The 25,123-nt window shown below is 58.8% G+C and carries 22 protein-coding genes; 8 read left to right on the top strand and 14 right to left on the bottom strand.

Going from position 1 to position 25,123, the window contains the following annotated elements; all coding sequences use genetic code 11:
• Positions 1–121: 121 nt before the first annotated feature.
• From IB250_RS06865 to IB250_RS06845, 5 genes are all read right to left on the bottom strand, one after another.
• Positions 122–589, bottom strand: coding sequence for a GNAT family N-acetyltransferase (locus IB250_RS06865; protein WP_192343524.1), 468 nt, complete (start codon positions 587–589; stop codon positions 122–124).
• A 300-nt stretch (positions 590–889) separates the two neighbouring features.
• The gene (locus tag IB250_RS06860; protein WP_008011722.1) at positions 890–1,438 is read right to left on the bottom strand and encodes a cupin domain-containing protein; all 549 of its coding nucleotides are present in this window, start codon (positions 1,436–1,438) and stop codon (positions 890–892) included.
• Positions 1,439–1,989: 551 nt separating this feature from the next.
• Positions 1,990–3,288: an NAD(P)/FAD-dependent oxidoreductase gene (locus tag IB250_RS06855; RefSeq protein ID WP_192343523.1), complete on the bottom strand. Its 1,299-nt coding sequence runs from the start codon at positions 3,286–3,288 to the stop codon at positions 1,990–1,992.
• A gap of 52 nt (positions 3,289–3,340) precedes the next feature.
• Positions 3,341–4,831 (bottom strand): aldehyde dehydrogenase, encoded by a 1,491-nt coding sequence (locus IB250_RS06850; protein ID WP_192343522.1) that lies wholly within the window; start codon positions 4,829–4,831, stop codon positions 3,341–3,343.
• A gap of 185 nt (positions 4,832–5,016) precedes the next feature.
• Complete coding sequence (locus IB250_RS06845; protein ID WP_192343521.1) at positions 5,017–6,393, bottom strand: glutamine synthetase family protein; 1,377 nt, start codon at positions 6,391–6,393, stop codon at positions 5,017–5,019.
• Positions 6,394–6,673: 280 nt separating this feature from the next.
• Here IB250_RS06845 and IB250_RS06840 point away from each other — a divergent pair, with 280 nt between their 5' ends.
• From IB250_RS06840 to IB250_RS06820, 5 genes are all read left to right on the top strand, one after another.
• Complete coding sequence (locus IB250_RS06840) at positions 6,674–7,435, top strand: gamma-glutamyl-gamma-aminobutyrate hydrolase family protein (RefSeq protein ID WP_192343520.1); 762 nt, start codon at positions 6,674–6,676, stop codon at positions 7,433–7,435.
• A 371-nt stretch (positions 7,436–7,806) separates the two neighbouring features.
• The gene (gene potA, locus IB250_RS06835) at positions 7,807–8,949 is read left to right on the top strand and encodes a polyamine ABC transporter ATP-binding protein (RefSeq protein WP_008011735.1); all 1,143 of its coding nucleotides are present in this window, start codon (positions 7,807–7,809) and stop codon (positions 8,947–8,949) included.
• A gap of 29 nt (positions 8,950–8,978) precedes the next feature.
• Positions 8,979–9,860: an ABC transporter permease subunit gene (locus IB250_RS06830; RefSeq protein ID WP_192343799.1), complete on the top strand. Its 882-nt coding sequence runs from the start codon at positions 8,979–8,981 to the stop codon at positions 9,858–9,860.
• Positions 9,857–10,741, top strand: coding sequence for an ABC transporter permease subunit (locus IB250_RS06825; RefSeq protein WP_192343519.1), 885 nt, complete (start codon positions 9,857–9,859; stop codon positions 10,739–10,741). Before IB250_RS06830 ends, IB250_RS06825 begins: the two co-directional genes overlap by 4 nt.
• Before the next feature lie 131 nt (positions 10,742–10,872).
• Positions 10,873–11,970 carry a polyamine ABC transporter substrate-binding protein gene (locus IB250_RS06820; protein ID WP_192343518.1) on the top strand — a complete coding sequence of 366 codons (1,098 nt, stop codon included), beginning with the start codon at positions 10,873–10,875 and terminating at the stop codon, positions 11,968–11,970.
• A gap of 306 nt (positions 11,971–12,276) precedes the next feature.
• On the opposite strand, the gene thpR is transcribed toward IB250_RS06820, so the two are convergent.
• A complete protein-coding gene (thpR, locus tag IB250_RS06815) occupies positions 12,277–12,816 on the bottom strand; it encodes an RNA 2',3'-cyclic phosphodiesterase (RefSeq protein WP_192343517.1) in 540 nt (179 codons plus the stop codon).
• 126 nt (positions 12,817–12,942) lie between these two features.
• Between thpR and IB250_RS06810 the strand changes: the two genes are divergently transcribed.
• Positions 12,943–13,137, top strand: a complete 195-nt coding sequence (locus IB250_RS06810) for a hypothetical protein (protein ID WP_192343516.1) — start codon at positions 12,943–12,945, stop codon at positions 13,135–13,137.
• Positions 13,138–13,151: 14 nt separating this feature from the next.
• Here IB250_RS06810 and IB250_RS06805 read toward each other — a convergent pair whose 3' ends face one another.
• On the bottom strand, positions 13,152–13,505 hold the full coding sequence (locus IB250_RS06805) for a DUF1428 domain-containing protein (protein WP_008068166.1): 354 nt from the start codon (positions 13,503–13,505) through the stop codon (positions 13,152–13,154).
• Between the two features lie 16 nt (positions 13,506–13,521).
• Positions 13,522–14,583, bottom strand: a complete 1,062-nt coding sequence (locus tag IB250_RS06800; protein ID WP_192343515.1) for a hypothetical protein — start codon at positions 14,581–14,583, stop codon at positions 13,522–13,524.
• Between the two features lie 193 nt (positions 14,584–14,776).
• Between IB250_RS06800 and IB250_RS06795 the strand changes: the two genes are divergently transcribed.
• Together IB250_RS06795 and IB250_RS06790 are read left to right on the top strand one after the other, a co-directional pair.
• Positions 14,777–15,043, top strand: coding sequence for a hypothetical protein (locus IB250_RS06795; RefSeq protein ID WP_192343815.1), 267 nt, complete (start codon positions 14,777–14,779; stop codon positions 15,041–15,043).
• Complete coding sequence (locus tag IB250_RS06790) at positions 15,040–15,303, top strand: hypothetical protein (RefSeq protein ID WP_192343514.1); 264 nt, start codon at positions 15,040–15,042, stop codon at positions 15,301–15,303. Before IB250_RS06795 ends, IB250_RS06790 begins: the two co-directional genes overlap by 4 nt.
• Positions 15,304–15,322: 19 nt before the next feature.
• Here IB250_RS06790 and IB250_RS06785 read toward each other — a convergent pair whose 3' ends face one another.
• From IB250_RS06785 to IB250_RS06760, 6 genes are all read right to left on the bottom strand, one after another.
• The gene (locus tag IB250_RS06785) at positions 15,323–18,523 is read right to left on the bottom strand and encodes a glycogen debranching N-terminal domain-containing protein (protein WP_192343513.1); all 3,201 of its coding nucleotides are present in this window, start codon (positions 18,521–18,523) and stop codon (positions 15,323–15,325) included.
• Between the two features lie 408 nt (positions 18,524–18,931).
• The gene (locus IB250_RS06780) at positions 18,932–19,879 is read right to left on the bottom strand and encodes an NAD-dependent epimerase/dehydratase family protein (RefSeq protein ID WP_192343512.1); all 948 of its coding nucleotides are present in this window, start codon (positions 19,877–19,879) and stop codon (positions 18,932–18,934) included.
• Between the two features lie 7 nt (positions 19,880–19,886).
• A complete protein-coding gene (locus IB250_RS06775) occupies positions 19,887–21,002 on the bottom strand; it encodes an HlyD family secretion protein (protein WP_192343511.1) in 1,116 nt (371 codons plus the stop codon).
• 6 nt (positions 21,003–21,008) lie between these two features.
• On the bottom strand, positions 21,009–21,956 hold the full coding sequence (locus IB250_RS06770) for a hypothetical protein (protein WP_192343510.1): 948 nt from the start codon (positions 21,954–21,956) through the stop codon (positions 21,009–21,011).
• A 1-nt stretch (position 21,957) separates the two neighbouring features.
• The gene (locus IB250_RS06765; RefSeq protein WP_192343509.1) at positions 21,958–23,286 is read right to left on the bottom strand and encodes a glycosyltransferase family 2 protein; all 1,329 of its coding nucleotides are present in this window, start codon (positions 23,284–23,286) and stop codon (positions 21,958–21,960) included.
• A gap of 3 nt (positions 23,287–23,289) precedes the next feature.
• Positions 23,290–24,678: a diguanylate cyclase domain-containing protein gene (locus IB250_RS06760; RefSeq protein ID WP_192343508.1), complete on the bottom strand. Its 1,389-nt coding sequence runs from the start codon at positions 24,676–24,678 to the stop codon at positions 23,290–23,292.
• Between the last annotated feature and the right edge of the window lie 445 nt (positions 24,679–25,123).

Raw genomic sequence — 25,123 nt, 5'->3', positions numbered from 1 at the left:
CCTGCGGGCGGCTAAATTCCTACAAGTCGTTACGACTGTCAATCGTGGCAATCAGGAATATTGCGGGCTGCACGAACCCCTCCGGGTCTGCCGTCGGTGAAGCTATCAACCAATGCCAAGCCTACAAAAGCGCTTTCACCATCGGCACACAAGCCAGCTGAAGCCCGGAGGGCGAATGGTAAATTGCTGGTTCGTGACCAACGAAACCGCAGCGCCGGTAAAAGTCAGCGGCGTTTAAAGTGGCGTCCAGATTGACTTGCCTCAGCCCCAAATCCCGCGCCAAGCATTCAAGGTAGTCCAAGACTCTCAAGCCAATGCCACGTTGCATAAAGCTCGGGAGCACAAAGATTGCGCCGATTTCACTCTTCTCCAGATCAAGCATTCCTGTCGCCACCGGCTCACCCTGAATACAGCCCAGATAAAAGTGTTTATTCATCAGGTCGCTATACCCGTCCTTGGCCGCTCCTGCCGTCCAGGCCAGCATTTGCTCCGTGGTATAGGCACCGACGCATTGATGCCGTATCGCTTGAAGGCGAATGTCGAACGCTGTTTGGGCATCGCTGTGCGTGGCGCGTCTAATCTCGAACATTTCATTCTCCATTAGCCATCGGTAGACGGAGAACTAAAAAGCCCCGTCCATTTCTGGCGGGGCCTTGGGTGATTACGTCAAATCCTGTGAACGCATGACCTCATGGCCCGCCAGAGGCGGTCATGGAGGAGCACATCATGTTCATGCGGCGTATGTAGGTCATGGGCTGATAGTGTTTTGGATGATTCGGGTTGTCAATCGTAGAGCGCAATGATTAGGAACAGTCCTCGGATTTACGACTGCTTCGCAGCCGAACGCAGCCTTCGGCAGCTGCTACAGGTTTGATGTTCGCTATCGATATCAGAAGTTCGCTGGGGTGTTGGCGCTGATGATTTCCGCCTCATCCGCCCCAATATTGCGAAACCGATGCGGCAGCGTCGTCGGAAAGTAATACCCATCCCCGGCATTCAGCACACTGATCTGACCATCAACAGTGAGCTCAACCGTGCCACGGGTTACGAGCCCACACTCCTCCCCTTCAGCATGCACGATGGGTTCTTCCCCCGAACTCGCTCCCGGCGCGTATTGCTCGCGCAAAAGCCGCATCTGCCGGCTCGGCACCGAAGCGCCAATCAGCAGCAACCGCAGCCCATGCCGCCCGAGATCCGGCTGTTCATTGGCGCGGAACACGTATTGGTGCTCACGGGGTGGTTGGTCGAAGGTAAAAAAGTCCGCCAAAGACATGGGGATGCCTTCGAGCAGTTTTTTCAGGGAGCTGACGGAGGGACTGACGCGATTCTGTTCGATCAGGGAGATGGTGGCATTGGTGACGCCGCTACGCCGGGCCAGCTCGCGCTGGGACAGTTTGTAGCTTTCGCGTACTAATTTGAGTCGTGAGCCCGTGTCCATGACAGCCTTATGCGAAGAATACTTAAGGGGTAATGGGGGTGGGTGGCGGGCGACTGGTGGCCGCGGATTACGCCGTTTCCCGTCCCGGAACCGTGAAAGGCGGGTATTAAATCACGTTTGTTGGTGTTGCTCAGCAGGTTCGATAAACGGCTATGAAAAAAGCCGGCGGGCCCCTGATGCCGGTCGGTCAGGTGCGGGAATTGTGGGAGCGGGGTGCTCGCGATGGCGGTGTGTCAGGCAGCATTGATGGCGGCTGATAGGGCCTCATCGCGAGCAGGCTCGCTCCCGCAGTTTGGTCCCGGTTGATCCACCAATTCGGTGTTCGGCTTAGATCTCTGTGGGAGCGGGCTTGCTCGCGAAGAGGCCATCACATTCAACATTGATGGCGACTGACCTACCGCTTTCGCGAGCAAGCCCGCTCCCACAGTTGATTGGGGTTGTTCAAAAAATTTGTGTATGTCACCAAGCCCACTTCCACAGGGTTGTGGTGCCTGCTATGACGGGCATTGGCCGGCGGCACATTTTTGGGATGGCCGCCGGCAAGGTTCTACTTAGATACCAAACCGGTCACGCAGCGCGTAATACGCGGCGCCCATGGCGGTGAGCGGGGCCTGGAAGGTGCGGCCGCCGAGCATGGGCATGTGCGGCAGGGAGGCGAAGGCGTCGAAGCGTTCGGCGTCGCCGCGGATCATTTCCGAGATGAGTTTGCCGGCCAGGTGCGAGCAGGTGACGCCGTGACCGCTGTAGCCTTGCATGTAGTAGGCGTTCTTTTCGATGCGACCGAATTGCGGCATGCGTGACATGGTCAGCAGGAAGTTGCCGGTCCAGCGGTAGTCGATTTTCACGTCCTTGAGTTGCGGGAAAGTCTTGAGGATTTTTGGTTTGATCAGTTGCTCGATGTCGTCCGGCTCGCGGGCGCCGTAGACCACGCCGCCACCGTACAGCAGCCGGTTGTCGGCGGTGAGGCGGTAGTAGTCGAGCAGGTAGTTGCAGTCTTCGACGCAGTAGTTGTTGGTGATCAGGCTGCGGGCGACTTTTTCGGACAGCGGCTCAGTGACGACGATTTGCGAACCGCAGGGCATGCTTTTGCGCGTGACGCGGTTGTCGAGGTCTTGAGGCAGATAGGCGTTGCCGGCGATCAGCAGGTACTTGGCCCGCACCACGCCTTTGCCGGTGCGCACGGTGATCGGCTCGCCGTAGGTGATTTCCACGGCGGCGGATTGTTCGTAGATTTTGCCGCCCAGGCGGATGATCGCGGCGGCTTCGCCGAGGGCCAGGTTCAGCGGGTGAATGTGGCCGCCCTGCATGTCGAGCAGACCGCCGACATAGTTGTCGCAACCGACTTCGCGCTTGATGTCAGCGGCGTCGAGCATTCTCAGGTTCTTGTTGCCATAGCGCTCCCAACTGCTCTTTTGCTCGGCCAGGCCGTTGAGTTGCTTTTTGTTCAGCGCTGCGAAGATGCCGCCGGGGCGGTAGTTGCATTGGATGTCGTACTCTTTGATGCGCGAACGGATGATATCGGCGCCTTCAAAGATCATGCTGCCGAGCACTTCGGCGGTTTTGTCGCCGTAACGCTCTTCAATGACATCGACGTCGCGGCTATACGAATTGACCAGTTGGCCGCCGTTGCGACCGCTGGCACCGAAGCCGACTTTGGCGGCTTCCAGTACGGTCACGCTGTAGCCCGCTTCGCTGAGGAACAGCGCCGAGGACAAACCGGTGTAGCCGGCGCCGATCACGCAGACGTCGCAGTCCACCAGTTCTTCCAGAGTTGGGTAATCCCCGGTCTGATTGCGGGTGGCGGCGTAGTAGCTGTTTACATGCTTTTGTTTAACAGAGTCTTGTTTCATAGGTTTCTCCGATGGCCGCAAACGCTCGCCTGCGACCGCCGCTGTAAAGGTGTTAGAGCTTGATCCAGGTCGCTTTGAGTTCGGTGTATTTGTCGAACGCGTGCAGCGATTTGTCCCGACCATTACCCGACTGCTTGAACCCGCCGAACGGCGCGGTCATGTCGCCGCCGTCGTACTGGTTGACCCAGACGCTGCCGGCGCGCAAACCACGGGCGAAGGTGTGGGCCTTGCTGAGGTTGCTGGTCCATACGCCGGCCGCCAGACCGAAGATGCTGTCGTTGGCGATCTGCAGCGCTTCTTCAGCGGTGTCGAAGGTGATCAGCGACAGCACCGGGCCGAAGATTTCTTCCCGGGCGATGGTCATGGCGTTGGTCACGCCGTCGAAAATCGCCGGCTCCACGTACAGGCCACCGGTGTCTGCGAGGGTACGATTGCCGCCGGCAATCAGTTGCGCGCCCTGGTCTTTGCCGATCTGGATGTAGCGCAGCACGTTGTCCAGTTGGCGCTGATCGACGACTGCGCCGACGGTGGTTTCAGGATCGAGGGCGTGGCCCGGTTTCCAGGCTTGCAGTGCTTCCACCAGCAGCGGAATGAATTGCTCGCGAATCGAACGCTCCACCAGCAAACGCGAACCGGCCGTGCAGACTTCGCCCTGGTTGAAGGCAATCGCGCTGACCGCTGCCTGAGCGGCTGCACGCAAGTCCGGTGCATCGGCGAACACCACGTTCGGGCTCTTCCCACCCGCCTCCAGCCAGACGCGTTTCATGTTGCTTTGCCCGGCGTAGATCAGCAGTTGCTTGGCAATCGCGGTGGAGCCGGTGAAGGCCAGCACGTCGACGTCCATGTGCAACGCCAAGGCCTTGCCGACGGTGTGACCGAAGCCTGGCAGGACGTTGAACACGCCTTTGGGAATGCCGGCGTCGAGGGCCAACTGCGCGATGCGAATCGCCGTCAGCGGTGACTTTTCCGAAGGCTTGAGGATGAACGAATTGCCTGCCGCCAGGGCCGGGGCGAACTTCCAGCTGGCCATGATCAGCGGGAAATTCCACGGCACGATGGCGGCGACCACGCCTGCTGGTTCGCGGGTGATGAGGCCGAGTTGGTCGTGCGGTGTGGCGGCGACTTCGTCGTAGATTTTATCGATGGCTTCGGCGCTCCAGCGGATCGCGTTGGCGGTCGCTGGGATGTCGATGCTCATGGAATCGCTGATCGGCTTGCCCATGTCCAGGGTTTCGAGCAGCGCCAGTTCTTCCTGGTTGGCCAGGATCAAGTCCGCGAAGCGAATCAAAATGCGCTTGCGTTCTGCGGGCGCCAACCGCGCCCAGATGCCGGATTCGAATGTGCGGCGTGCAACCTGCACGGCGGCATTGGCGTCGGCTTCGTCGGTGCTGGCGATGTTCGCCAGGAAGCGGCCGTCGACCGGGCTGATGCACTCGAAGGTGTCGCCGCTGAGCGCCGGGCAGTATTGGCCGTCGATGAATGCGCGGCCTTCTAGTGTGAGGGACTGGAAGCGTTGCTCCCAGTCGCTGCGAGTGTTTGTCATGGTTGTGACTCTACGCAGAGGAATATGTAGTCGCCGGACTAAAGTCGACCAATTAACGATCAGAAAACCACGATCCCTGTGGGAGCGGGCTTGCTCGCGAAGGCAGTGTGTCAGGTGACATCAGCATTGACTGATCCACCGCTTTCGCGAGCAAGCCCGCTCCCACATTTGATGGGTGTTTGGCATCAAACCGTATGCAAGTACCAGTTGTACTCAAGGTCGGAGATGGAGTTTTCGAACTCGGCCAGCTCACTTTCCTTGCACGCCACGAACACGTCGATGTACAGCGGGTCGATGTAGCGCGCCATGACTTCGCTGTCGTCCAGCTCGCGCAGTGCATCGCGCAGGTTGTTCGGCAGGCTTTGCTCGTTCTGCTCGTAGCTGTTGCCTTCGACCGGGGCGCCCGGTTCGATTTCGTTGGTCAAGCCGTGGTGAATGCCGGCCAGCACTGACGCCATCAGCAGGTACGGGTTGGCATCGGCGCCCGCGACTCGGTGTTCAATGCGCACGGCATCCGCCGAACCGGTGGGCACACGCACCGCCACGGTACGGTTGTCGATGCCCCAGCTTGGCGAGTTCGGCACGTAGAACTGCGCGCCGAAACGGCGGTACGAGTTGACGTTCGGGCAGAGGAACGCCATCTGTGCCGGCAGGGTCTCGAGCACACCGCCGATCGCGTGACGCAGTGCGGCGTTCTGCTCGGGATCCTCGCTGGCAAAGATGTTGTTGCCCTCTTTGTCGAGAATCGAAATGTGGACGTGCAAACCATTGCCCGCCTGGCCCGGATACGGCTTGGCCATAAACGTAGTGTCCATCTCGTGGTCGTAGGCGATGTTCTTCACCAGACGCTTGAGCAACACCGCATAGTCGCAGGCCTTTATAGGGTCGTTGACGTGATGCAGGTTCACTTCGAACTGTGCCGGGGCACTTTCCTTGACGATGGCGTCCGCAGGGATGCCCTGCTCTTTCGCACCTTCGAGGATGTCCTGGAGGCAGTCGACGTATTCATCCAGATCGTCGATCAGGTAGACCTGTGTCGAATGCGGACGTTTGCCGGACACTGGCGAGCGTGGCGACTGCGGACGACCGTTCACGTTGTCCTGGTCGATCAGGTAGAACTCCAGTTCGAACGCCGCGCAAATGGTCAGGCCCATGTCATCGAACTTGCTCACCACTTGACGCAGCACTTCGCGAGGGTCAGCGAAGAACGGCTGGCCTTCGAGTTCGTGCATGGTCATTAACAGCTGCGCGGTCGGGCGCTTCTGCCAGGGTTCGATGCTCAAGGTATTGGGGATGGGGAAGCAGATTCGATCCGAGTCGCCTATGTCCAGACCCAGGCCGGTGCTTTCCACCGTAGAGCCGTTGATGTCCAGAGCAAACAGTGACGCCGGGAGGTTAATGCCTTTTTCGTAAACCTTATGAAGACTGGTGCGTTCGATGCGCTTGCCGCGCACCACACCGTTCATATCCGCAATCAGAAGGTCGACGTACAAAACCTCAGGATATTTCTTAAGGAATGCGTTTGCTTCGTTGAGTTGAACGGCACGCAGAGGGACCGACATGATGCACCTATTAGCTGTTAATTATTATGTTCACTACCCTTTCACGAGCCCAGTCAATCCGAAAGGCAAAGTGAAGTCAATAGCGAACACTTGGCCTTTCAACCTTTATTTTCGGGCCTTTTTTGGGCGCAAGAGTGCCAGATCAGTCTTGCGCACCGCGTAAACCCTGAAGATCGGATGCGCGGCGTTTAGAATTTTTTACATGAGAGTTGTTAATTAAAATCAACAAGGCTAAGCTCCGGAAAAGCTCGTTCAAGTGTGAAACTTCGAGGTGATAAAAATGGCATTCAAGCCATTGATCGGCGTTACTGCGTGCATCAAACAGATTGGCCTGCACCCCTACCACGTCAGCGGCGACAAGTATTTGCGTGCTGTCAGCGTCGCGGCTTTGGGGTTGCCAGTGGTCATTCCTTCTCTAGGCGATCTGACCGAAATCGATGACCTGCTCGCGCAGCTCGACGGTCTGCTGCTGACCGGCTCGCCGTCGAATGTGGAGCCCTTCCACTATCAAGGCCCGGCCAGTGCCCCCGGTACGGATCACGATCCGCAACGGGACGCCACCACCCTGCCCTTATTGCGTGCAGCTATCGCGGCTGGCGTGCCGGTGCTTGGCATCTGCCGGGGCTTTCAGGAAATGAACGTGGCGTTCGGCGGCAGCCTGCATCAGAAGGTGCACGAACTGCCCGGCATGCTCGATCACCGGGAAGCGGATCATCCGGATTTGGCCGTGCAGTACGCACCGGCCCATGCGGTGAATGTGCAACCGGGCGGCGCGTTCGAAGCGCTGGACCTGCCGCAGGTGTTTCAGGTGAATTCGATTCACAGCCAGGGCATCGACCGACTCGCTCCCGGCCTGCGCGCCGAGGCTGTCGCGCCGGATGGTTTGATCGAGGCGATCTCCGTCGAGTACAGCAAGGCCTTCGCCGTCGGTGTGCAATGGCACCCGGAATGGCAGGTGCTTTCGAATCCCCCCTACTTGAGTATTTTCCAGGCGTTTGGCGACGCGTGCCGGCAACGGGCGGCGCTGCGTAATACGCGCTGACTACAAAAAGCATTCAACGATTTAACTGCCCCCGTGAGTCTGGCGGGCGTGCCTTTGCGCGCCGGTCGCTCACGTAATAGATGAACCGCAATAACAACAAGTACGACCAGGCAGCCAGGATGGCGGTGCCGAATAAGCCCGACTGGTACGGGCCAGTGATTCAAATGCAAATCCCCTTGTGGGAGCGGGCTTGCTCGCGAAGAGGGAGTGTCAGTCGACATCAATATTGCCTGATACACCGCCTTCGCGAGCAAGCCCGCTCCCACAGGGGATCTTCGCGGAATTGATTGGCACCGTACGGCCAGGGCTTGCAATCCACTCTTAAGTCAGGCCGCGTTGGCCCGACGACTGAAACCTGTTGGGAGTTTCATATGGCAAACGCCTCCAGCATCTACAGGAAGGCTCTTGAAGGTCACCAGGCACCGAAAAAGGTGTTGGTGAAAGTCGACCGCGTCACCAAGAAATTCGACGAAACCACCGCTGTGGACGATGTGTCCCTGGAGATCCATCAAGGCGAAATCTTCGCCCTGCTCGGCGGTTCCGGCTCGGGCAAATCGACGCTGCTGCGCATGCTCGCCGGCTTCGAGCGTCCGACCGAAGGGCGGATTCTGCTCGACGGTGTCGACATCACCGACATGCCGCCGTACGAACGGCCGATCAACATGATGTTCCAGTCCTACGCGCTGTTCCCGCACATGACGGTGGCGCAGAACATCGCTTTCGGCCTCAAGCAGGACCGTTTGCCCGCCAGCGAAATCGACGCCCGTGTCGAAGAAATGCTGCGACTGGTGCACATGACCCAGTACGCCAAACGCAAGCCCCATCAGTTGTCTGGCGGCCAGCGTCAACGTGTGGCGTTGGCCCGCTCGTTGGCCAAGCGGCCGAAGCTGTTGCTGCTCGACGAACCGATGGGTGCACTGGATAAAAAGCTGCGCTCGCAGATGCAACTGGAGTTGGTGGAGATCATCGAGCGCGTCGGCGTGACCTGCGTGATGGTGACCCACGATCAGGAAGAAGCCATGACCATGGCCGAACGCATCGCGATCATGCACCTGGGCTGGATCGCCCAGATCGGCAGCCCGGTCGACATCTACGAAGCGCCGGTCAGCCGCATGGTTTGCGAATTCATCGGCAACGTGAACGCCTTCGATGGCACGGTGGTCGAGGATCTGGAAGGTCACGCGATCATTCACAGCCCGGACCTTGAGCAGAAGATTTACGTCGGCCACGGCGTGAGCACGTCGGTGCAAGACAAGTCGATCACCTACGCCATCCGCCCGGAAAAAATGCTGGTCAGCACCCTCAAGCCCGAGACTCGATACAACTGGTCCGAAGGCAAGGTGCATGACATCGCCTACCTCGGCGGTCATTCGGTGTTTTACGTGGAATTGCCCGGCGGCAAGATCGTCCAGTCGTTCATGGCCAACGCCGAACGCCGTGGCGCACGCCCGACCTGGGACGATCAGGTCTACGTGTGGTGGGAAGACGACAGCGGCGTGGTACTGCGCTCATGAGAACCTTCAATCAGCAGTTCCTGCGCCTGGTGCCCAGCGGTCGCAAACTGGTCATCGGCATCCCATTCCTGTGGCTTTGCCTGTTTTTCCTGCTGCCGTTCTTCCTGGTGATGAAGATCAGCTTCTCGGAAGCGGCCCTGGCCATTCCTCCCTACTCCGAGATTTACACCTTCGCCGAGCAGAAATTTCAGCTGCTGCTGAACATCGGCAACTACTCGCTGCTGACCGAAGATGAGTTGTACATCTCGGCTTACTTCGGCTCGTTGAAGGTCGCGTTTTTAAGCACGCTGATGTGCCTGGTGATCGGTTTCCCGATGGCCTACGCGATCACCAAGGCCAGCAAGGAAACGCAGAACGTTCTGCTGTTGTTGATCATGATGCCGACCTGGACCGCGATCCTGATTCGCGTCTATGCGTGGATGGGCATTCTCAGCAACAACGGTTTGCTCAACGGGTTCCTGATGTGGACCGGGGTGACGTCGCAGCCGATCGAGATCCTCAACACCAACACGGCGGTGTACATCGGCGTGGTCTATGCGTACCTGCCATTCATGGTGTTGCCGCTGTACGCCAACCTGGTCAAGCACGATCAGAGCTTGCTGGAAGCCGCGTCGGACTTGGGTTCGAGCAACTTCAACAACTTCTGGAAAATCACCGTGCCGCTGGCCAAGAACGGGATCATTGCCGGGTGCATGCTGGTGTTCATTCCGGTGGTCGGTGAGTTCGTGATTCCGGAACTGCTGGGCGGCCCGGAGACCCTGATGATCGGCCGGGTGCTGTGGCAAGAGTTCTTCAACAACCGCGACTGGCCGGTGGCGTCTGCGTTGGCGGTGGTGATGCTGGCGATTCTGATTGTGCCGATTCTGCTGTTCAACCGCAGCCAGGCCAAAGAGATGGAGGGACGGGGATGAAACGCTTCGGGTTTTCAAAGTTGATGCTGATTTTCGGCCTGTCGTTTATCTACCTGCCGATGCTGATTCTGGTGATCTACTCGTTCAACGCCTCGAAACTGGTGACGGTGTGGGGCGGCTGGTCGGTGAAGTGGTACGTCGGCCTGCTCGACAACTCGCAACTGATGGGCTCGGTGGTGCGCTCCCTGGAAATCGCTTGCTACACGGCGATTGCCGCCGTGGCGTTGGGCACCCTCGCCGCTTTCGTGCTGACCCGCGTGACGCGTTTCAAGGGTCGCACGCTGTTTGGTGGTCTGGTGACGGCACCGCTGGTGATGCCGGAAGTGATTACCGGTCTGTCGCTGTTGCTGCTGTTCGTGGCCATGGCGCAGTTGATTGGCTGGCCGCAGGAACGTGGCCTCGTCACGATCTGGATCGCCCACACCACGTTCTGCGCAGCCTATGTGGCGGTGGTTGTATCGGCGCGTTTGCGTGAGCTGGACCTGTCGATTGAAGAAGCGGCCATGGACCTGGGTGCGCGGCCTTTCAAGGTGTTCTTTTTGATCACCATTCCAATGATCGCGCCGTCGCTGGCGGCGGGCGGCATGATGTCGTTTGCCTTGTCGCTGGATGATCTGGTGTTGGCGAGTTTCGTCTCTGGCCCGGGCTCGACGACGTTGCCGATGGAGGTGTTCTCGGCGGTGCGTCTGGGTGTGAAGCCTGAGATCAATGCCGTGGCCAGTTTGATTCTGCTGGCGGTGTCGATCGTCACGTTCATGGTCTGGTACTTCAGCCGCAAGGCCGAAGCCACACGCAAGCGGGCGATCCAGGAAGCCATGGACCAGACCGCCAGCGAGTCGTGGCAGGCACCGAAAAACCAGCGGGTTGAAGCGACGGCCTAGTGAAAATCCTGTAGGAGCGAGGCTTGCCCGCGAAGAATACACCGCGGTTTTTCAGGCATTACGCGTCATCGTTCTTCGCGGGCAAGCCTCGCTCCTACTGTGTTCTACAAAAAGAAAATGGAGTTGTACCGATGAAAATGTTTGGCAGGACTCTGCTGACACTGTCCTTATTGGGCGCGATGGCTACCGGTGCCCAGGCCAATGACAAGGTATTGCGCGTCTACAACTGGTCGGATTACATCGCCCCGGACACGGTCGAGAAGTTCGAAGAGGAGACCGGCATTCGCGTGACCTACGATGTGTTCGACAGTAATGAAACCCTTGAGGCACGCTTGCTGGCCGGTAAATCCGGCTACGACATCGTGGTGCCCTCCAACAGTTTCCTGGCCAAGCAGATCAAGGCTGGCGTCTATCAGCCACTGGACAAATCGAAGCTGCCGAACTGGAAAAACCTCAACCCTGTGCTGCTGAAAAACGCCTCCGCCAGCGACCCTGACAATGGCCACGCTTTCCCGTACATGTGGGGTTCGATCGGCATCGGTTACAACCCCGCCAAGGTCAAGGAAGTGCTGGGCACTGATGCGCCGGTGAACTCCTGGGACCTGCTGTTCAAACCGGAAAACGCCGCGAAGCTCAAAGCCTGCGGTATCAGCTTCCTTGATTCACCGACAGAAATGCTCCCGGCCGCCCTGCACTATCTGGGTTACCCGGTGAATTCTCAGGACAAGGCGCAGATCGCCGAAGCTGAAGCGTTGTTCATGAAGATTCGCCCGTCGGTGGCTTATTTCCATTCGTCGAAGTACATCTCCGACCTGGCCAACGGCAACATCTGCGTAGCGGTCGGTTACTCCGGCGACGTGCTGCAAGCCAAGGCCCGCGCCAAGGAAGCCGGCGACAAGGTGAAGATCGAATACAGCATCCCGAAAGAAGGCGCCGGCAGCTTCTACGACATGGTCGCCATCCCACGGGATGCGGCTAACGTCGACAGTGCTTACCTGTTCATGAATTTTCTGATGCGCCCGGACATCATCGCCGAGGTCACCAACAATATCGGCTACAGCAACGCCAACGCAGCGGCCACGCCGCTGGTGGATGAAGCCATTCGAAACGACCCGGGGTCCTACCCGCCGCAAGCGGTGATGGCGACGTTGTATGCGATTCCGGATATGCCGATCGGTATTCAGCGAGTGATGACTCGTGGCTGGACGCGGGTGAAGCTGGGTAAGTGATTCAAAATCGGACACAAAATCTCTGAACACCACGGACCAAAATGTGGGAGCGGGCTTGCTCGCGAAGGGGCCATCACATTCAACATCATTGGTGACTGACCCACCGCTTTCGCGAGCAAGCCCGCTCCCACAGGGGTAATGGCTCGGACACAGAATATCTGAGCACCACAGACCAATGCAGGACCGAAATGCTCTCTCCTTTTCCGTTCACGCAGCGCCTTACCACCGCTGCACTCCTCTGAAGAAGAACGGCTTCACCTGGCTTCCTCGGTCAAGGTGAATTTCGGGCGCCCTCGGGCGCCTTTTTTATGTAGAGACCAACGGCCATTCGGCCAGCGCCCGGTACCGGCCTTTATGGGATTCGAACAAGGTGAAGCGATCCGCACGCAGGAAAAACTCTGGCGGCGTCGCAGATTCGGGGACTGGCGCCCGGTAGTCGCGCATCAGGGTCAGATGCGGGCGAAATTCCCGCCGGGTGTCTTCGAAACCAAAGGGCAACATGGCCTGCTCCAGCGCATACACCAACCGCAGCAACTCAGGTGCTGCCTGCTCGGGCGCCAGCAACAAAACCCCGGAGCGACGCCAGACTTCCAGACGATCAAGCACAACCGTCAACGGCACGCCGGGCATCCGCACACTGGCGGCGGCCTCGCAGACGCCCGCTATCTGCGCCATCCCCACCGTGCCGAGAAACAGCAGCGTCAGATGAAAGTTTTCCGCCGGCACCGGGCGCCCGACATTGAGCCCCAACGCGCTGCGCCATTGGGCGATGGCCCGGCGTTGTTCGGGGGCGCAGTTGAGGGCGAAGAACAGCCGTTTGAACGGCTCACGGGATTCATCGCTCATGTCTGCCACCTCAAGGCTTCGGAGTCCCTTTGATTCTACAAAGGGATACCACACCAGCAAGCGCATTTCTGGCACCTGCCGGCAGGCGCGTTATAGTTGAAACAACCGAATCGACGGGAGGGCGCCATGCGTCAGGTCATCAGCAAAGAGCCATGGTGGGCTGTGCCACCCAAGCCGGGCCAGGATGAATCCGAGTTGGAATGGGGTTGGCTGGTTCACTACAACGAAGGCGAGCCGCGCTTCGAGTTCATCAAGGAGCGGCCGTCGGACAGCCAGATTCGTAACCGCAAGAGTTGCAGGACCACACCGACGCCGGAGTGATCCTGCGACGATGTTCAGGCTTTGACGAGCATCTCGAAACCGCCAAAAATCGCCCGCTGGCCGTCGAACGGCATCGGATTGACGTCTGGCTGCATCCGCGGATCGCTCATGAGTTTCGCCATCCCGGCGTCACGGGTGGCCTTGTCCGGCCAGACGATCCAGGAAAACACCACGGTTTCGTCTTCCTTGAGTTTTACTGCCATGGGAAATGAGGTCAGTTTGCCATCTGGCACGTCATCGCCCCAGCATTCGGCGAGGCTGAGTGCGCCGCTTTCCTTGAAAATTTCGGCAGCGGATTGTGCGTGTTGCTTGAATTTTTCGCGGTTGGCGGTGGGTACTGCAGCGACGAAGCCATCTACGTAAGCCATGATCGTTCTCCTCGGGTTATGGGGTGATCTGCTGGGTAGTCGATTCAACGTGGCTAAAATCGACAGTGCCTGCATCCAGACCGACCGACGGTTCTACGGTCTCCTCCAGGCTGCCCTCGATCTGCCTGGCCATGTACAGCGTTCCGGCCATGACGCCGGTTGCGGGGTTATCCACCAGCTTCACCCATGCCTTGTCGAACGAATTGCCCAGGCTGCTGCGGATCAGCGCTTCGCTGTCGGGCCGGTCGTTGGCCTGGATAATTGCGCGCACCCCCGCCACTCCCACAGAGATCAGCGCACCGGCCGCCTTCCCCGCCATTGCTGCCACCGCACTGGCCGCCCCTCGCGGGGCCATTTCGGCTTGTATTCGCTTGCTGGCACGCTTGGCCACCGGCGCCATGCCGGCGTCCGTCGAGGCGATGCCCTTCTCGCCGCCTGCCGTGTGGATCTTCTCGATCAGCGCCAGGTAGGCCGGCAATTTGCTCAGTTCGGCATGCACCACCTGATACAGCGAAGCGTCACGGGCAGGCGGCGGGCCCAGTGAAATAGCCGGAATTTTCTGGATGCGACCGTTGAGCTGCGCCATTGGCACGCCATGACGTTTGGAAATAACTTCGAGCTGCTGCCCCATCAGTTGCACATAAAACTCTGTCGCCTGCCCAAGAATCGCGTCGGGATCGACTTCCACCGCCACCGGTTCCAGCACCCGCCGGTGATATTGCTCCAGCAGATAGGCCGCCAGGCGTTTGGTCGCCGCATCCTGCTCGTCTCCGGCATTGATGGCGTACCAGCTGACTTTCATCGACAGCCATTCCTGGGTCCAGTAGCTGCTGAACCACGGAATGAAGACTTCTTCGGTTTGCTGATAAACCCGCGTGCGCCAGTGCTCCATGGACCCGCGGGCGTAGACCCTGGCCTGTTCGGTGGCCTGTTGCGAAGCTGCGACAATCTCCCGGTCCACCTGCTGCCAGGTGCTCTGGGGCACGACCACCGGCACCACGATTACCGGGGCAGGCGTAGGCGTGGCGCATCCCGCCAATATCACCAACACAGCGACGATCAGCGAACGCAGGTTCAAGATCGCGGGGTCCTACAGACTGCGCCGAACGGAGTGTCCAACGCTAAACAGCGTACTGATTTGAGTATAGGTCGGGGGCGAGGGCCGTCCGTCAGATGAATGGATGGCGCCCTCAAAGACGCCTTCGCGAGCAGGCTCGCTCCCACATTGGATCACTGTCGGACACAAAATTTGTGTACACAGGAGATCCAATGTGGGAGCGGGCTTGCTCGCGAATAGGCCCTCAAGACCACCGAAGATCGCCACCATCATTCACATCAATATTCACCATCGCCGCGAATGCCTTCCGCAAAAAAACCATCAGGTGCAGGATCAATCTCATCCCTATTTCAACCCCGCACCGGAGGGGCAAACCATGTTGATCCATCTCCTGACCTGCCTGGCCCTGACGACCGTTACCCTGACCCTGTTTTCCCGCTTGGTGCTGGATATCGGTCAAACCGAGGAGCCGAAATCATGATTCATTCCGTCAGCCTCGCCGTGAGCTTTCCGGTGTTCGGCAGCAACTATTATTCGCAGCAGGTCGTGTCTCGCAAAGCAGTCGCGCTGGTGTTCGATGAGCACTTCGAGGCCTTGCTGATGCCCGCAGCGGCCAACCACTTCAGTAACGAAGTGGTCGGGCTCAACGATCAGTTCCGCTTTTTGAATGATGTGCTGGTTGAGCATCTGCTGGAGACTGAAATGGCTCAGCATCCGTCGGCACAAGCGTTCACCTTCTGACACGCTCGCGCCCATCTTGCTAACTGGTACTCAAGATCCGCACCGGGCCCTGGCGATTGAGAACCTCGATCATGACGTTTTCCCCCGAGCGCCGGAGCATCAAGTCCACACATTCAGCACCCACTGCCAAACGCCGCAAGGCGATGGTGTCCAGAAACGCCGGGAGCACCGGTTCGTCGAACATGATATTGAGCTTCCTCGGCCTGAAGCTCAGCCCCAGGCACGACTGAATCATCGACAACGGTGCTGCAGCGGCCCAGGCCTGGGGCATGCAGGCGACTGGATAGAACGTCGGCCCTTGGGTACGTTGCCGGGCAAAGCCGCAAAACAGTTCGGGCAGGCGCCGCAGATCGATGTAGGTCGACGCGGCGAACAGCCCTTCGAAAATCCGCGCCGCGTCCCGACGGTAACCGTAGCGGGCGAAGCCGGCGGCGATCAGCGCATTGTCATGGGGCCAGACGGAGCCGTTGTGATAACTCATCGGGTTATAGCGTGCCTGGGAGGATGCGACGGTGCGCACGCCCCAGCCGGAAAAGGATGAGCGGTCCATAAGGGCGTCGACGACCGATGCCGCGCGTTCCGGGTAAGCGATGCCGGCGAACAGGGCATGGCCGGCATTGGAGGTACGGATTCGACAAGGTTTCTTGTTGCCGTCCAAGGCCAATACATAAGTGCCCAGTTCTTCGTCGAAGAAGCGGTTATCGAATTCTTCGCGCAAGCGTTGAGCCTTGTATTTGAGGCGTTGAGCCTGGTCTGGATTACCCAGCCGACGAGCGATTTTAGCGGCACCAGTCCAGGCGCCATACACGTAGGCCTGAACTTCGACAATCGCAATCGGACCCACGGCCAGTTGCCCATCGGCATGGAAAACCGAATCGTGACTGTCTTTCCAACCCTGGTTAATCAGCCCCTCGGCGGACTGCCGGCCATACTCGACAAAACCATCGCCATCACGGTCGCCGTACTCCTCGATCCAGCTCAGCGCTGCTTCGATATTGGGCCAGAGCTGACGCAGTGTGCCCAGGTCATTGGTGCGCTCCAGATACGCGGCGGCCAGCATGACGAACAGCGGCGTGGAATCGATGCTGCCGTAGTAGCGGCGGAACGGCACCTCGCCCAATTCGGCCATTTCCCCCAGCCTTATCTCGTGCAGGATTTTACCGGGCTCGGAATCGGCATGGGGGTCAACGATGGTTGCCTGGTTGGCGGCCAGATGCCCGAGCACGCCTTTGGCAATACCGGGATCAAACCACAGCATCTCCCATGCCGTGATCAGCGCATCTCGTCCGAAAACGGTGCTGAACCATGGAATGCCGGCATAGGGATAGAGCCCCTCACGGGTTTTGGTCATGAGCATGTAGAGGTCGGAAACGCTGCGGCTGACCGCCTCGTTGAACACATCGTGGGAACTCACTACAGAGGCCGCCCGCGAAGAGAATGTGCGTAACTCGCGCCGGGAATCGCGCAATGAAATAAAGAACCCGTGGCGCACCGTAAACGGCGGATTTTGCACGCCGCAATTGATGTCCATGAACAGCGACTGGCTTTCCCCCGGGGCCAGCCGAACCTCGAACAACGCCGAATCGCAGGTCAGGCTGGCCGGCACCGGGGCGAAACGCAGGCGGGTCATGCGCCGTTTGTGATCCAGACCGGTGTAGGAAAGCACCACCTCTTCATCGGTAATCTCTGCCCGGTGCCCTTCGCCGCGTTGCGGACGCCGGGCGCCGCGAACTTCGAACAGGTCTTTGAAGTCGGCCGCGAACTGGATTCTCAATTGCAGATGCTGGGGCGAATCGTCGAAATTGCGCAGGGTCAGCCGTTCATAGCAGGAGCCGTTCCACAAGAACCGTGAGCGGCGCAAATGGATCAAATCGTGGTGCAGGATTTTTTCACCATGGGCGTCGAACAGATCCGGGTTGGTCAGGTCGCACGTGAGCATCGCGTTATCATCACGCAGCGTCGAACTGAGCAACAGCGGCCGCGCGCCGTTAAGCGTCAGGTAGAGCCCGGAAAGGTGTCGGGTATCGGTATGGAAAATCCCTTGCGGGCTGTCGTCCGCAAACAGCACGTCGCCATTGGGATCGAACACCGCGAAGGTGTCGTTGTTTTTCAGGTTGCGCAAGCGCAGCTCTTGCAGCGACGCGGTGGCCGGAATATCGAAGGGTGTGGAGGGATGGCCATAGGTGTTGCCCGCCGTCAGATGGCGGTACAACTCCAGATAGTGATTGGTCATGCGCTCGACCGTGAATCGCTCGTCGAACCTGGCCCGCACCCTGCGCCGATCCAGCTCTGCCAACCGCTGCACCGCCGCTACCGCTCCTGCGACACCATCGACGATATAACCGGATACCCCCTCATCGATCACTTCCGGCACCGAGCCCTGACCAAACGCAATCACCGGCGTGCCGCACGCCATGGCTTCGATCATGACCAGGCCGAACGGCTCAGGCCAGTCGATGGGAAAGATCAAGGCGCGAGCATTGCCCAGCAAATCTGCCTTTTGCGATTCATCGATCTCGCCGAGAAATTCGACATTCGGATGGGTGGCGATCATCGGTGCGATGACTTCTTCCCAATAAGCCTGATCAGCTCTGTCGACCTTGGCGGCGATCTTCAATGACAGCCCGGCCTTCGAGGCAATCTCGATGGCGCGGTCCGGGCGCTTTTCGGGAGAGATACGCCCCAGAAACACCAGATAGTCGCCGCTCGGTTCAGGGTTGAAGGTCAGCAGATCACCCGGAATGCCGTGATAGACGTTGCCCACCCAATTGACGTCGCCCTTCACCGGACTGCGTTGCGCCTTGGACACCGAGACCAGCGGCACCTCGGGAAAGTGAGGGTAAAAGGATTGGTAATCCGCAATGTCCAGACGCCCGTGAAGCGTGGTCACGCTGCGCCCGGCCAGGTGTCGAATCAATGGAAAATGGAAGATATCGACATGAAAATGCATCACGTCGAATTGATCCGCCTGACGCAGGACCTGATCGAGCATCAGAATGTGATGAGGCGCCCCGTCCTTGATGCGTGGATCGAACCGCAGGGCTTGGTGCGCGCCCGCTTCCAGGCGTGCCGAGGTTAGCGAATCGCCGCTGGCGAAGAGCGTGACATCGTGGCCCTGGCGCACCAGTTCTTCGGTCAGGTAAGACACGATCCGCTCAGTGCCACCGTACAAACGGGGCGGACAACGTTCGGTGAGCGGCGCGATCTGAGCGATCCTCATGGAGAGGCCCTCCGTCATTCAGTCGAAGAATTAAGGTCTCCAGCGCTTAATGCCAGTCAGTTAAGCCCGCTCCCACAGGTTGTGCGGTTTAACTGACTGGCATTGCCTCCAGTGCTTCTACTTCTCACACAATCAGGTCTGGTGGCCCTATCCTCGATTGACGGTGCGCCTGCTACAACAGTTCCATCCGGTTATACGACCTAATCCTGTAGCAGCTGCCGAGCCCGCGAGGCTGCGTTCGGCTGCGTAGCAGTCGTAAAGCCAGCAATTGCGGTGCATCAGGCATACTGCGTCAGCCGGACTCACGACTGCTTGGCAGCCGAACGCAGCCTCGCGGGCTCGGCAGCTGCTACAGAGTGCGTTCAACTGAATGGCTTAACTTACCCTCATAAAGTTATAGGCCCGGGCTTACCGGTCGCCGCCCTCAAGACTTCTGAGTAACTGGCCCAAACCATCGGCAAAACAGGTCGGCTCCGTGCACTGAAAACGTTCAAGCAAACGCTGGTTATCGGCCCGGGAATGGCGGATGTCACCGGAGCGCGGGGCAGCGTAATTCAACGCCAGAGGCCGGCCCAGCAGAGTGCTCAACGTGGCCGCCAGTTCGTTGATGCTGGTGGAGCGGTTGAAACCGACGTTGACCGGTTCGCCGCTCGGCTCCGATTCTTTCACCGCCTGTACCAGTACCTTTACAAGGTCCTCCACATAAACGAAATCCCGGGTCTGTTCACCGTCCCCGTACACCGTGACGGGCAGGTGTTTCTGGGCTCTTTCGCTGAAGATACTGATGACCCCGGAGTAAGGCGATGAAGGGTCCTGGCGTGGTCCGTAAATGTTGAAGAAGCGCAAGATCACTGGCTCCAGACCATGCTGGCGGCGGTAAAAATCAAAGAAATGCTCACTGGCCAGTTTGTCCGCGGCATAGGGCGTCAACGGGGCTTTTGGTGTGTCTTCGGCAATGGCCGAGCCCTCGCCGTTGTTGCCATAGATGGCGGCACTGGAGGCGAACACCACCCTTCTCAGGCCGGCCTGGCGCATGGCTTCGCAGATGTTCAGCGTCCCGATGAAGTTGCTTTGATGGGTGGCGACCGGGTCTTCGACCGACGCCTGAACCGAGGCGACCGCGGCCAGATGCACCACCGCGCTGCAATCTTTCAGGGCGCGCTCCACCGTCGGCGCGTCCGCGACATCCCCGACTATCAGGCTCAAATGCGCCCGATCCACCGGCAGATTCGCCAGTTTGCCGGTTGAAAGATCATCCAGTACCCGCACGCCATAGCCGTTTTCAAGCAAGGCTTCGACCAAGTGCGAACCAATGAAGCCCGCGCCACCCGTCACAAGAATTCGATCAGCAGACATGGCAAATTCACTCTGGAGTAGTGGTTGTAGGTCGATCCATCGCGACGAGCCCTTCGACTTTTTCCATCAACGCCCGGCCGGCACTGAACACCTCTTGCCAATCGGTGGGGAAGCGAACATTCAACGGCAGTTGATCGATTCGCCAGCGCGGCGGCAGCGGGTCATCGAACCGGGCGGCGACCTGCAAGCCCATTTCACTGGCAGCAAACGGCCCGCGCAGCACCGTCGGTGTGCGCCCGGCGCTGTCCACCGCCTGCACGACATGCGCCGCCAGCCATTGGCCATCCGGCATGCGCACGCGCAGCGGCTGACCGATAGCGGCGTAACTGATGTTGAGCGGTTCCAGATAAATCCATAGCAACGGGTCCTCCAGCCGCTCCAAGCGCATCAACAGCGTGCCGGCACCGACGTTTTCGCCCGGAGTCACCAGCACTTCCGCGATCCGGCCGCTCTGTCCTGCCTTGATCGACAATGCGGCGAGACGCGTCTTCAACCACTGCTGCTCGGCGTTCTGCTGAATGATCTCGCGCTCAAGCCCCTGCGGGGGCTGACGCGCCAGTTGCTCGCGGCGCTCGAAGGCCAGCAGGTCCGCCCGAAACCCGTCGAGCTCCGACTGCGCTGCCAGCACCTCGCCGCGAGCCGCCGCGCCTCGATCAACCAGGTACTCCAATTCCTTGATCTTTTGTTCCGCCCTGCCGATTCGGGTCTTGAGCAACTGACGCTCGCGGCCGCCCAATTGGGCAGTGCCTGCGCCTGTGACCGTCGCCTTGGTCGGCATGGCGGCCAGTTGCACCAATCGGGCCCTCCATTCCGGGTTGTCCAGCGTGACCAGCATCTGATTGGCCTGGACTTGCTCACCGGCCTTTGCAAACAGCTGATCGACCCGGCCGGCATCGCGCGCTCGCACCTCGTAAATCGGCAGGCGCAATTGCGCCGGTGCGTCGATCATCAGCATGCTGTACGCCAGCTTTCCACCCAGCCAGATCAGTGGGCTGGCGACCAGCAACAGAATCAAATACCAGCGCGCGCGAAAGGCCATGCGCTTGCCGGGTGCGTACAGCACGCTCAAGCCCTGTTCCTGGGTGGGGTTCAATTCTTTGCGACTATCGAAACGAATTTTCATGACGGCTCACCGTTTGGGGAAGTCTCGCCAGGCCTGCCAGTCGATACCGGCAACCCCCCGCGGTTGCAATTGTTCGCGCCAGGCGCTGGCCTGGTGTTTCAACTGTTCAGTCGATGCACCCGCCCAGCTTTCCGTGGCTGGCAATTCGGGTTCTGTGCTTTGTGCCAAACGAAATTGCAGAGCGGGCCAGCGCTTGGCGATCTGCTCTGTCATGCGAGCGCTGTTTTGCGGGTTGCGGGTGTAGATCATCAGGCTGACCTGATGTACGCCGGCCTCGGGCAGCGCGCACGGCACACAGGTCTGCCCAAGCTTCGGTTCAGCGAACCAGCGATGATGGCTGGATATTTCCACGGGCCAAGAGCTCTCGTTTGACGCCATGCGCAAGGTATCGAGCCAGTTTTTCAGGCGCTGATCAGGGACGGGCATGCCCAGTTGCTCGACCTCGAGGTCCAGATGCAGGCTGCTGAATGCAAGCCCCTTCAACTTCTTCAATAAATCGCTGAGCTGGTGACGGTCCGTCGGCTCGATCCAGCTCGAATCGCCGAGCAATAGACTCACTTGCAGATCTTCTCGGGCCGCGTCCTGAAGCAATTGCTCCAGCCGTTGGCGAGTCGTGACCAGGTCATTGACCTGCGCAGCCTTGAGGCCGAGGTAGACCTTGTCCATCCCGGCCTTGCGCAGCGCCTGAAGCTCCGCCTCGCGCCGATCGGGATCGAGCAACGCTTCGCTGTCCCAGACATAACTGGCCTGGGACCATTTGCCCGAACTCGTCCCCGCCTCTGCCCCTGACTTCGGCGCCGCCGTGGACGCCAACAAGAAACGCGGTTGCGCAAGTTCAGGTGCTGCCGATGCAGAGGCTTGCTGCTTGTCGATCAAATCCTGAAGGGGCAGCGGTTGTGCGACGAGCGCCGCAGGGGGTAGCGACAGCGTCAAGGCTAGAAGTACTGATCGCATATCAAAACCTCGTGGCTCGTTTAAGAACCCACCACGGCGCCATCGAGGTCTCTTCATGGCCTCGACGAAACATCTCGTTGAGCATCGCCACTGCGCTCCAGCACCGAATGAGTAGCATGAACAGAGGGAAGACAGGCACCAAAAACCCCAGGGTCACGTCCTGTCGAGGTCGGTCGGACACCATCGACAACATGGCCCCAAACAGCAGCATGGTGATTAACAGGTACAGCAGGTAGATCAGCGCAAACAGAAACAACAGCGTCTTGCCCGGCAGAATGAACAGCGCCAGCAAGGTGTAGATGAAGATGATGAACGGCAGCACCAACTGGAAAAAGAAGCCACTGAGCAGGATCATCAGGAAGGTTGGCCAGCCCAGTAAATCCGGGTTGATGTTGTGGTTGTGCTTTCTGACGTACAGAAAAAACAGGTCGCCGTCCCAGCGCAAACGCTGCATCAGAAACTGCCTGAGCGTCGCGGGTGCATCGGTATGCCCGATGGCTTCCGGCTCGAAGGGAATCCTCAAGTCATGTCGCTTGAAGTAACTTTTGATGCGCAGCGTCAGGTCCAGATCCTCCGCGGTATGGGTGTTCCAGCCACCGATTTTCACCAGGAAACTGCGGCGGAAAGCGCCGAAGGCACCCGAGACGTTATTCACCAGGTTCCATTCGGCCAGACCGATTTTCGACATGTGAATCGACAACACGTATTCCAGCGCCTGCATCGCCGTGACCCAGGAGCCCCAGACATTGCGCACCCGCAGGCTGCCAGCGACCGCAGGCACCGAGGGGTCTTCGAAATTGCGCACAATGGCACTGACCATGTTGTTGTCGAAGGACGTATCACCGTCGAGCGCCATGACGATGTCGCCGCTGGCATGGGACAAACCGGCGTTCAATGACGACACCCGTCCGCCCCTCTGCCATTTGGCGATCGGGCGCAAATGACGCCGGGGGTACAACAGCGGGTCCACGTTGAAACGGCGAACGGCGCTGAGCGTCGGTTGATTGATCGTGGCGCCGTCCACCACCGGAATCATCTCGATGTGGCCGGGGTAGGTCTGCTCGCACAGGCTCAACAGCGTGGTCTGGACATCCATTCCTTCGCTGTAGCAAGTGATGATGCAAGAGACTTTGGGACGATAGAGGCTGGTCTTCGGCACGCTGCTGCGCCGACGGGTAAACCAGCGCAATACGCCGAGCAGCACCATGATCGTCAGCGGCAATTCAAACACCAGAAACAACGGAAAGAGCATGTAGAACAACCGGCTCAAACCGTCCGTCCCCATGATTGCACTGAGCATGCTGTAGAGTTGCTCCATCAACGGGCTCATGGCTTAAATCAACTCACTGGCGAGACGGGCCAGCAGCAGCTCACCGTCTTCTTTCTCGAGCAAATCCCCAGGGGCCGTGAAACTGACGACGCGCAGGGAAATGTCACTGACCTCCGGCGCGGAAAACAATTCGGCGACCCGGCTCAAGCGCTGGGCGACGAACTCCAGCCCTTTGCCATCCGTGTGCGGCAGCATGATCCAGAAGAACTCTTCGGTGCTTCGCGAGCAGCGATCGGTTTCCCTGACGGATTCCTTCAGTCGATCCGTCAGGCTATCGATGAAGGCATGCCCGCGGTGCTCGCCAAGACGCGCCAGCGTACCGGCCAGGTTGACGAAGCGCAGGCCGATCAACGAGAACGCCGGCTGCTTGTAACGACGCACCACCTGAAGCTGCCAGGTCAAAAGCTCGAAGAAATCCTTGCCGCCCAACAAATTGAGGCGGCCGAAATGGTCGATCGATCGATCGTTGAAATCCTGACGACAACGAAACCGCCCCGCTTCCGTCAGATGAAAGTCTCGAACTTCGCGTATGCGCAGCTTGTCGGGCGCGTGTGATAAGCCGCAATCCAGGCAACGCGCCTGCACATCGGCGTCGACAAAAAACGCCTGGCATGAGCGGCAGCGGTAGTTTTCCAAAGGGCGATCGTAGTCACTGCCAATGTGCCGCAAACGGTTCAGACAGTTGGGGCAGAGCAACACGCCATCCTTGAGAAATGACTCCTGATGACCCACGTGACCACAGGTAAAGCAGTGCAATGAGGGTTGCCGTGAAATGTCCATCGCCTGGCATTCGGCGCACACATCAATGTAATTGAGGCGCCCCGAACCACAGTCCGAACACAGACGTACGCGATCGACCAGTACGCCCTCTTCCAGCCAGTCGTGCTGCACCATCAGACTGAGCCAGACAAACGGGTTGACCTGCTCGGCATCCGCCAGTGCTTCGAGCAGCGGATAGCGATAATGCTGGGGGACTTCGGGGTCGCGCAGGGCATACACATGGGCGTCGGCACGCAACCACAGCCACGACAGCACCCGACTTTCAAACCGCTCGGGCGCAGACCCCTGCCGGAACAGGTTGAAGCGTTCTCGCCAGATCTCCCAGAGCATTTTTATTTCGCTTGTTTCGGCAGGGCAAGTGCCATCACCCAGCGCTTCACACCAGCTGTCCAGGTCCCGACAGCAGTAAACGAGCTGATAGCGATATGCCGGCGTCGAGCGCAATTTGCGCAACACTCGCCCGGCATAAGCCGCTGGCATATCAAGCAATAGAACATCGAAAACAGGCGCAGCCAATAAACTGCTTAGATCCGAAAAGTGTTCAAGTTTCGGGATATTAGAACTGGCAACCCTATTACCGAAAACTGCAATACGAGGATTTGGAGTCGACATGATGCACTCCCCCTAAGAAGCACCCAAGTGTGATCCAACACAAGACTACCAACACTAGCACCCCGCCAGAAAAATGCCCGACGAATTATAGAGTTATTTTTTGACACTACCCTTGCCAAAATATCGCCACCCAACAGGATGAATCGCAATTACCAATAACATAAAACACTAAGCAAATAACCAAAATAATATTATTTAAAATCAATAACCTGCAACTATAAAAAGCCAAACAAAAAGGCCATTTGTATGAATATACAGCGCTATTCGACCGCGTCTTAATGCGTCTTGTTACCAGACAAAAACACCTGCCAATTTGCAGGCACATTGCGATAATATTGATACTATCCAGGATCAAATAAGTTCAACGCAACTCGTCGGAAAAACAACTACTACGCGCACACCCCAAGTGTTACATCAACTTTACATTAGCGGCTTATCGACATCA

Origin of the sequence: Pseudomonas sp. PDM09, assembly GCF_014852305.1 — a bacterium.
Taxonomy (GTDB): Bacteria; Pseudomonadota; Gammaproteobacteria; order Pseudomonadales; family Pseudomonadaceae; genus Aquipseudomonas.
The sequence above is the reverse complement of the archived record's forward strand: the minus strand, read 5'-3'. Positions and strand labels throughout refer to the sequence as shown.

Excerpts from the sequence above, each read along its gene's own strand:
- IB250_RS06865 (WP_192343524.1), bottom strand. The coding sequence starts at position 589 with ATGTTCGAGATTAGACGCGCCACGCACAGCGATGCCCAAACAGCGTTC.
- IB250_RS06860 (WP_008011722.1), bottom strand. The coding sequence starts at position 1,438 with ATGGACACGGGCTCACGACTCAAATTAGTACGCGAAAGCTACAAACTG.
- IB250_RS06855 (WP_192343523.1), bottom strand. The coding sequence starts at position 3,288 with ATGAAACAAGACTCTGTTAAACAAAAGCATGTAAACAGCTACTACGCC.
- IB250_RS06850 (WP_192343522.1), bottom strand. The coding sequence starts at position 4,831 with ATGACAAACACTCGCAGCGACTGGGAGCAACGCTTCCAGTCCCTCACA.
- IB250_RS06845 (WP_192343521.1), bottom strand. The coding sequence starts at position 6,393 with ATGTCGGTCCCTCTGCGTGCCGTTCAACTCAACGAAGCAAACGCATTC.
- IB250_RS06840 (WP_192343520.1), top strand. The coding sequence starts at position 6,674 with ATGGCATTCAAGCCATTGATCGGCGTTACTGCGTGCATCAAACAGATT.
- potA (WP_008011735.1), top strand. The coding sequence starts at position 7,807 with ATGGCAAACGCCTCCAGCATCTACAGGAAGGCTCTTGAAGGTCACCAG.
- IB250_RS06825 (WP_192343519.1), top strand. The coding sequence starts at position 9,857 with ATGAAACGCTTCGGGTTTTCAAAGTTGATGCTGATTTTCGGCCTGTCG.
- IB250_RS06820 (WP_192343518.1), top strand. The coding sequence starts at position 10,873 with ATGAAAATGTTTGGCAGGACTCTGCTGACACTGTCCTTATTGGGCGCG.
- thpR (WP_192343517.1), bottom strand. The coding sequence starts at position 12,816 with ATGAGCGATGAATCCCGTGAGCCGTTCAAACGGCTGTTCTTCGCCCTC.
- IB250_RS06810 (WP_192343516.1), top strand. The coding sequence starts at position 12,943 with ATGCGTCAGGTCATCAGCAAAGAGCCATGGTGGGCTGTGCCACCCAAG.
- IB250_RS06805 (WP_008068166.1), bottom strand. The coding sequence starts at position 13,505 with ATGGCTTACGTAGATGGCTTCGTCGCTGCAGTACCCACCGCCAACCGC.
- IB250_RS06790 (WP_192343514.1), top strand. The coding sequence starts at position 15,040 with ATGATTCATTCCGTCAGCCTCGCCGTGAGCTTTCCGGTGTTCGGCAGC.
- IB250_RS06785 (WP_192343513.1), bottom strand. The coding sequence starts at position 18,523 with ATGAGGATCGCTCAGATCGCGCCGCTCACCGAACGTTGTCCGCCCCGT.
- IB250_RS06780 (WP_192343512.1), bottom strand. The coding sequence starts at position 19,879 with ATGTCTGCTGATCGAATTCTTGTGACGGGTGGCGCGGGCTTCATTGGT.
- IB250_RS06775 (WP_192343511.1), bottom strand. The coding sequence starts at position 21,002 with ATGAAAATTCGTTTCGATAGTCGCAAAGAATTGAACCCCACCCAGGAA.
- IB250_RS06770 (WP_192343510.1), bottom strand. The coding sequence starts at position 21,956 with ATGCGATCAGTACTTCTAGCCTTGACGCTGTCGCTACCCCCTGCGGCG.
- IB250_RS06765 (WP_192343509.1), bottom strand. The coding sequence starts at position 23,286 with ATGAGCCCGTTGATGGAGCAACTCTACAGCATGCTCAGTGCAATCATG.
- IB250_RS06760 (WP_192343508.1), bottom strand. The coding sequence starts at position 24,678 with ATGTCGACTCCAAATCCTCGTATTGCAGTTTTCGGTAATAGGGTTGCC.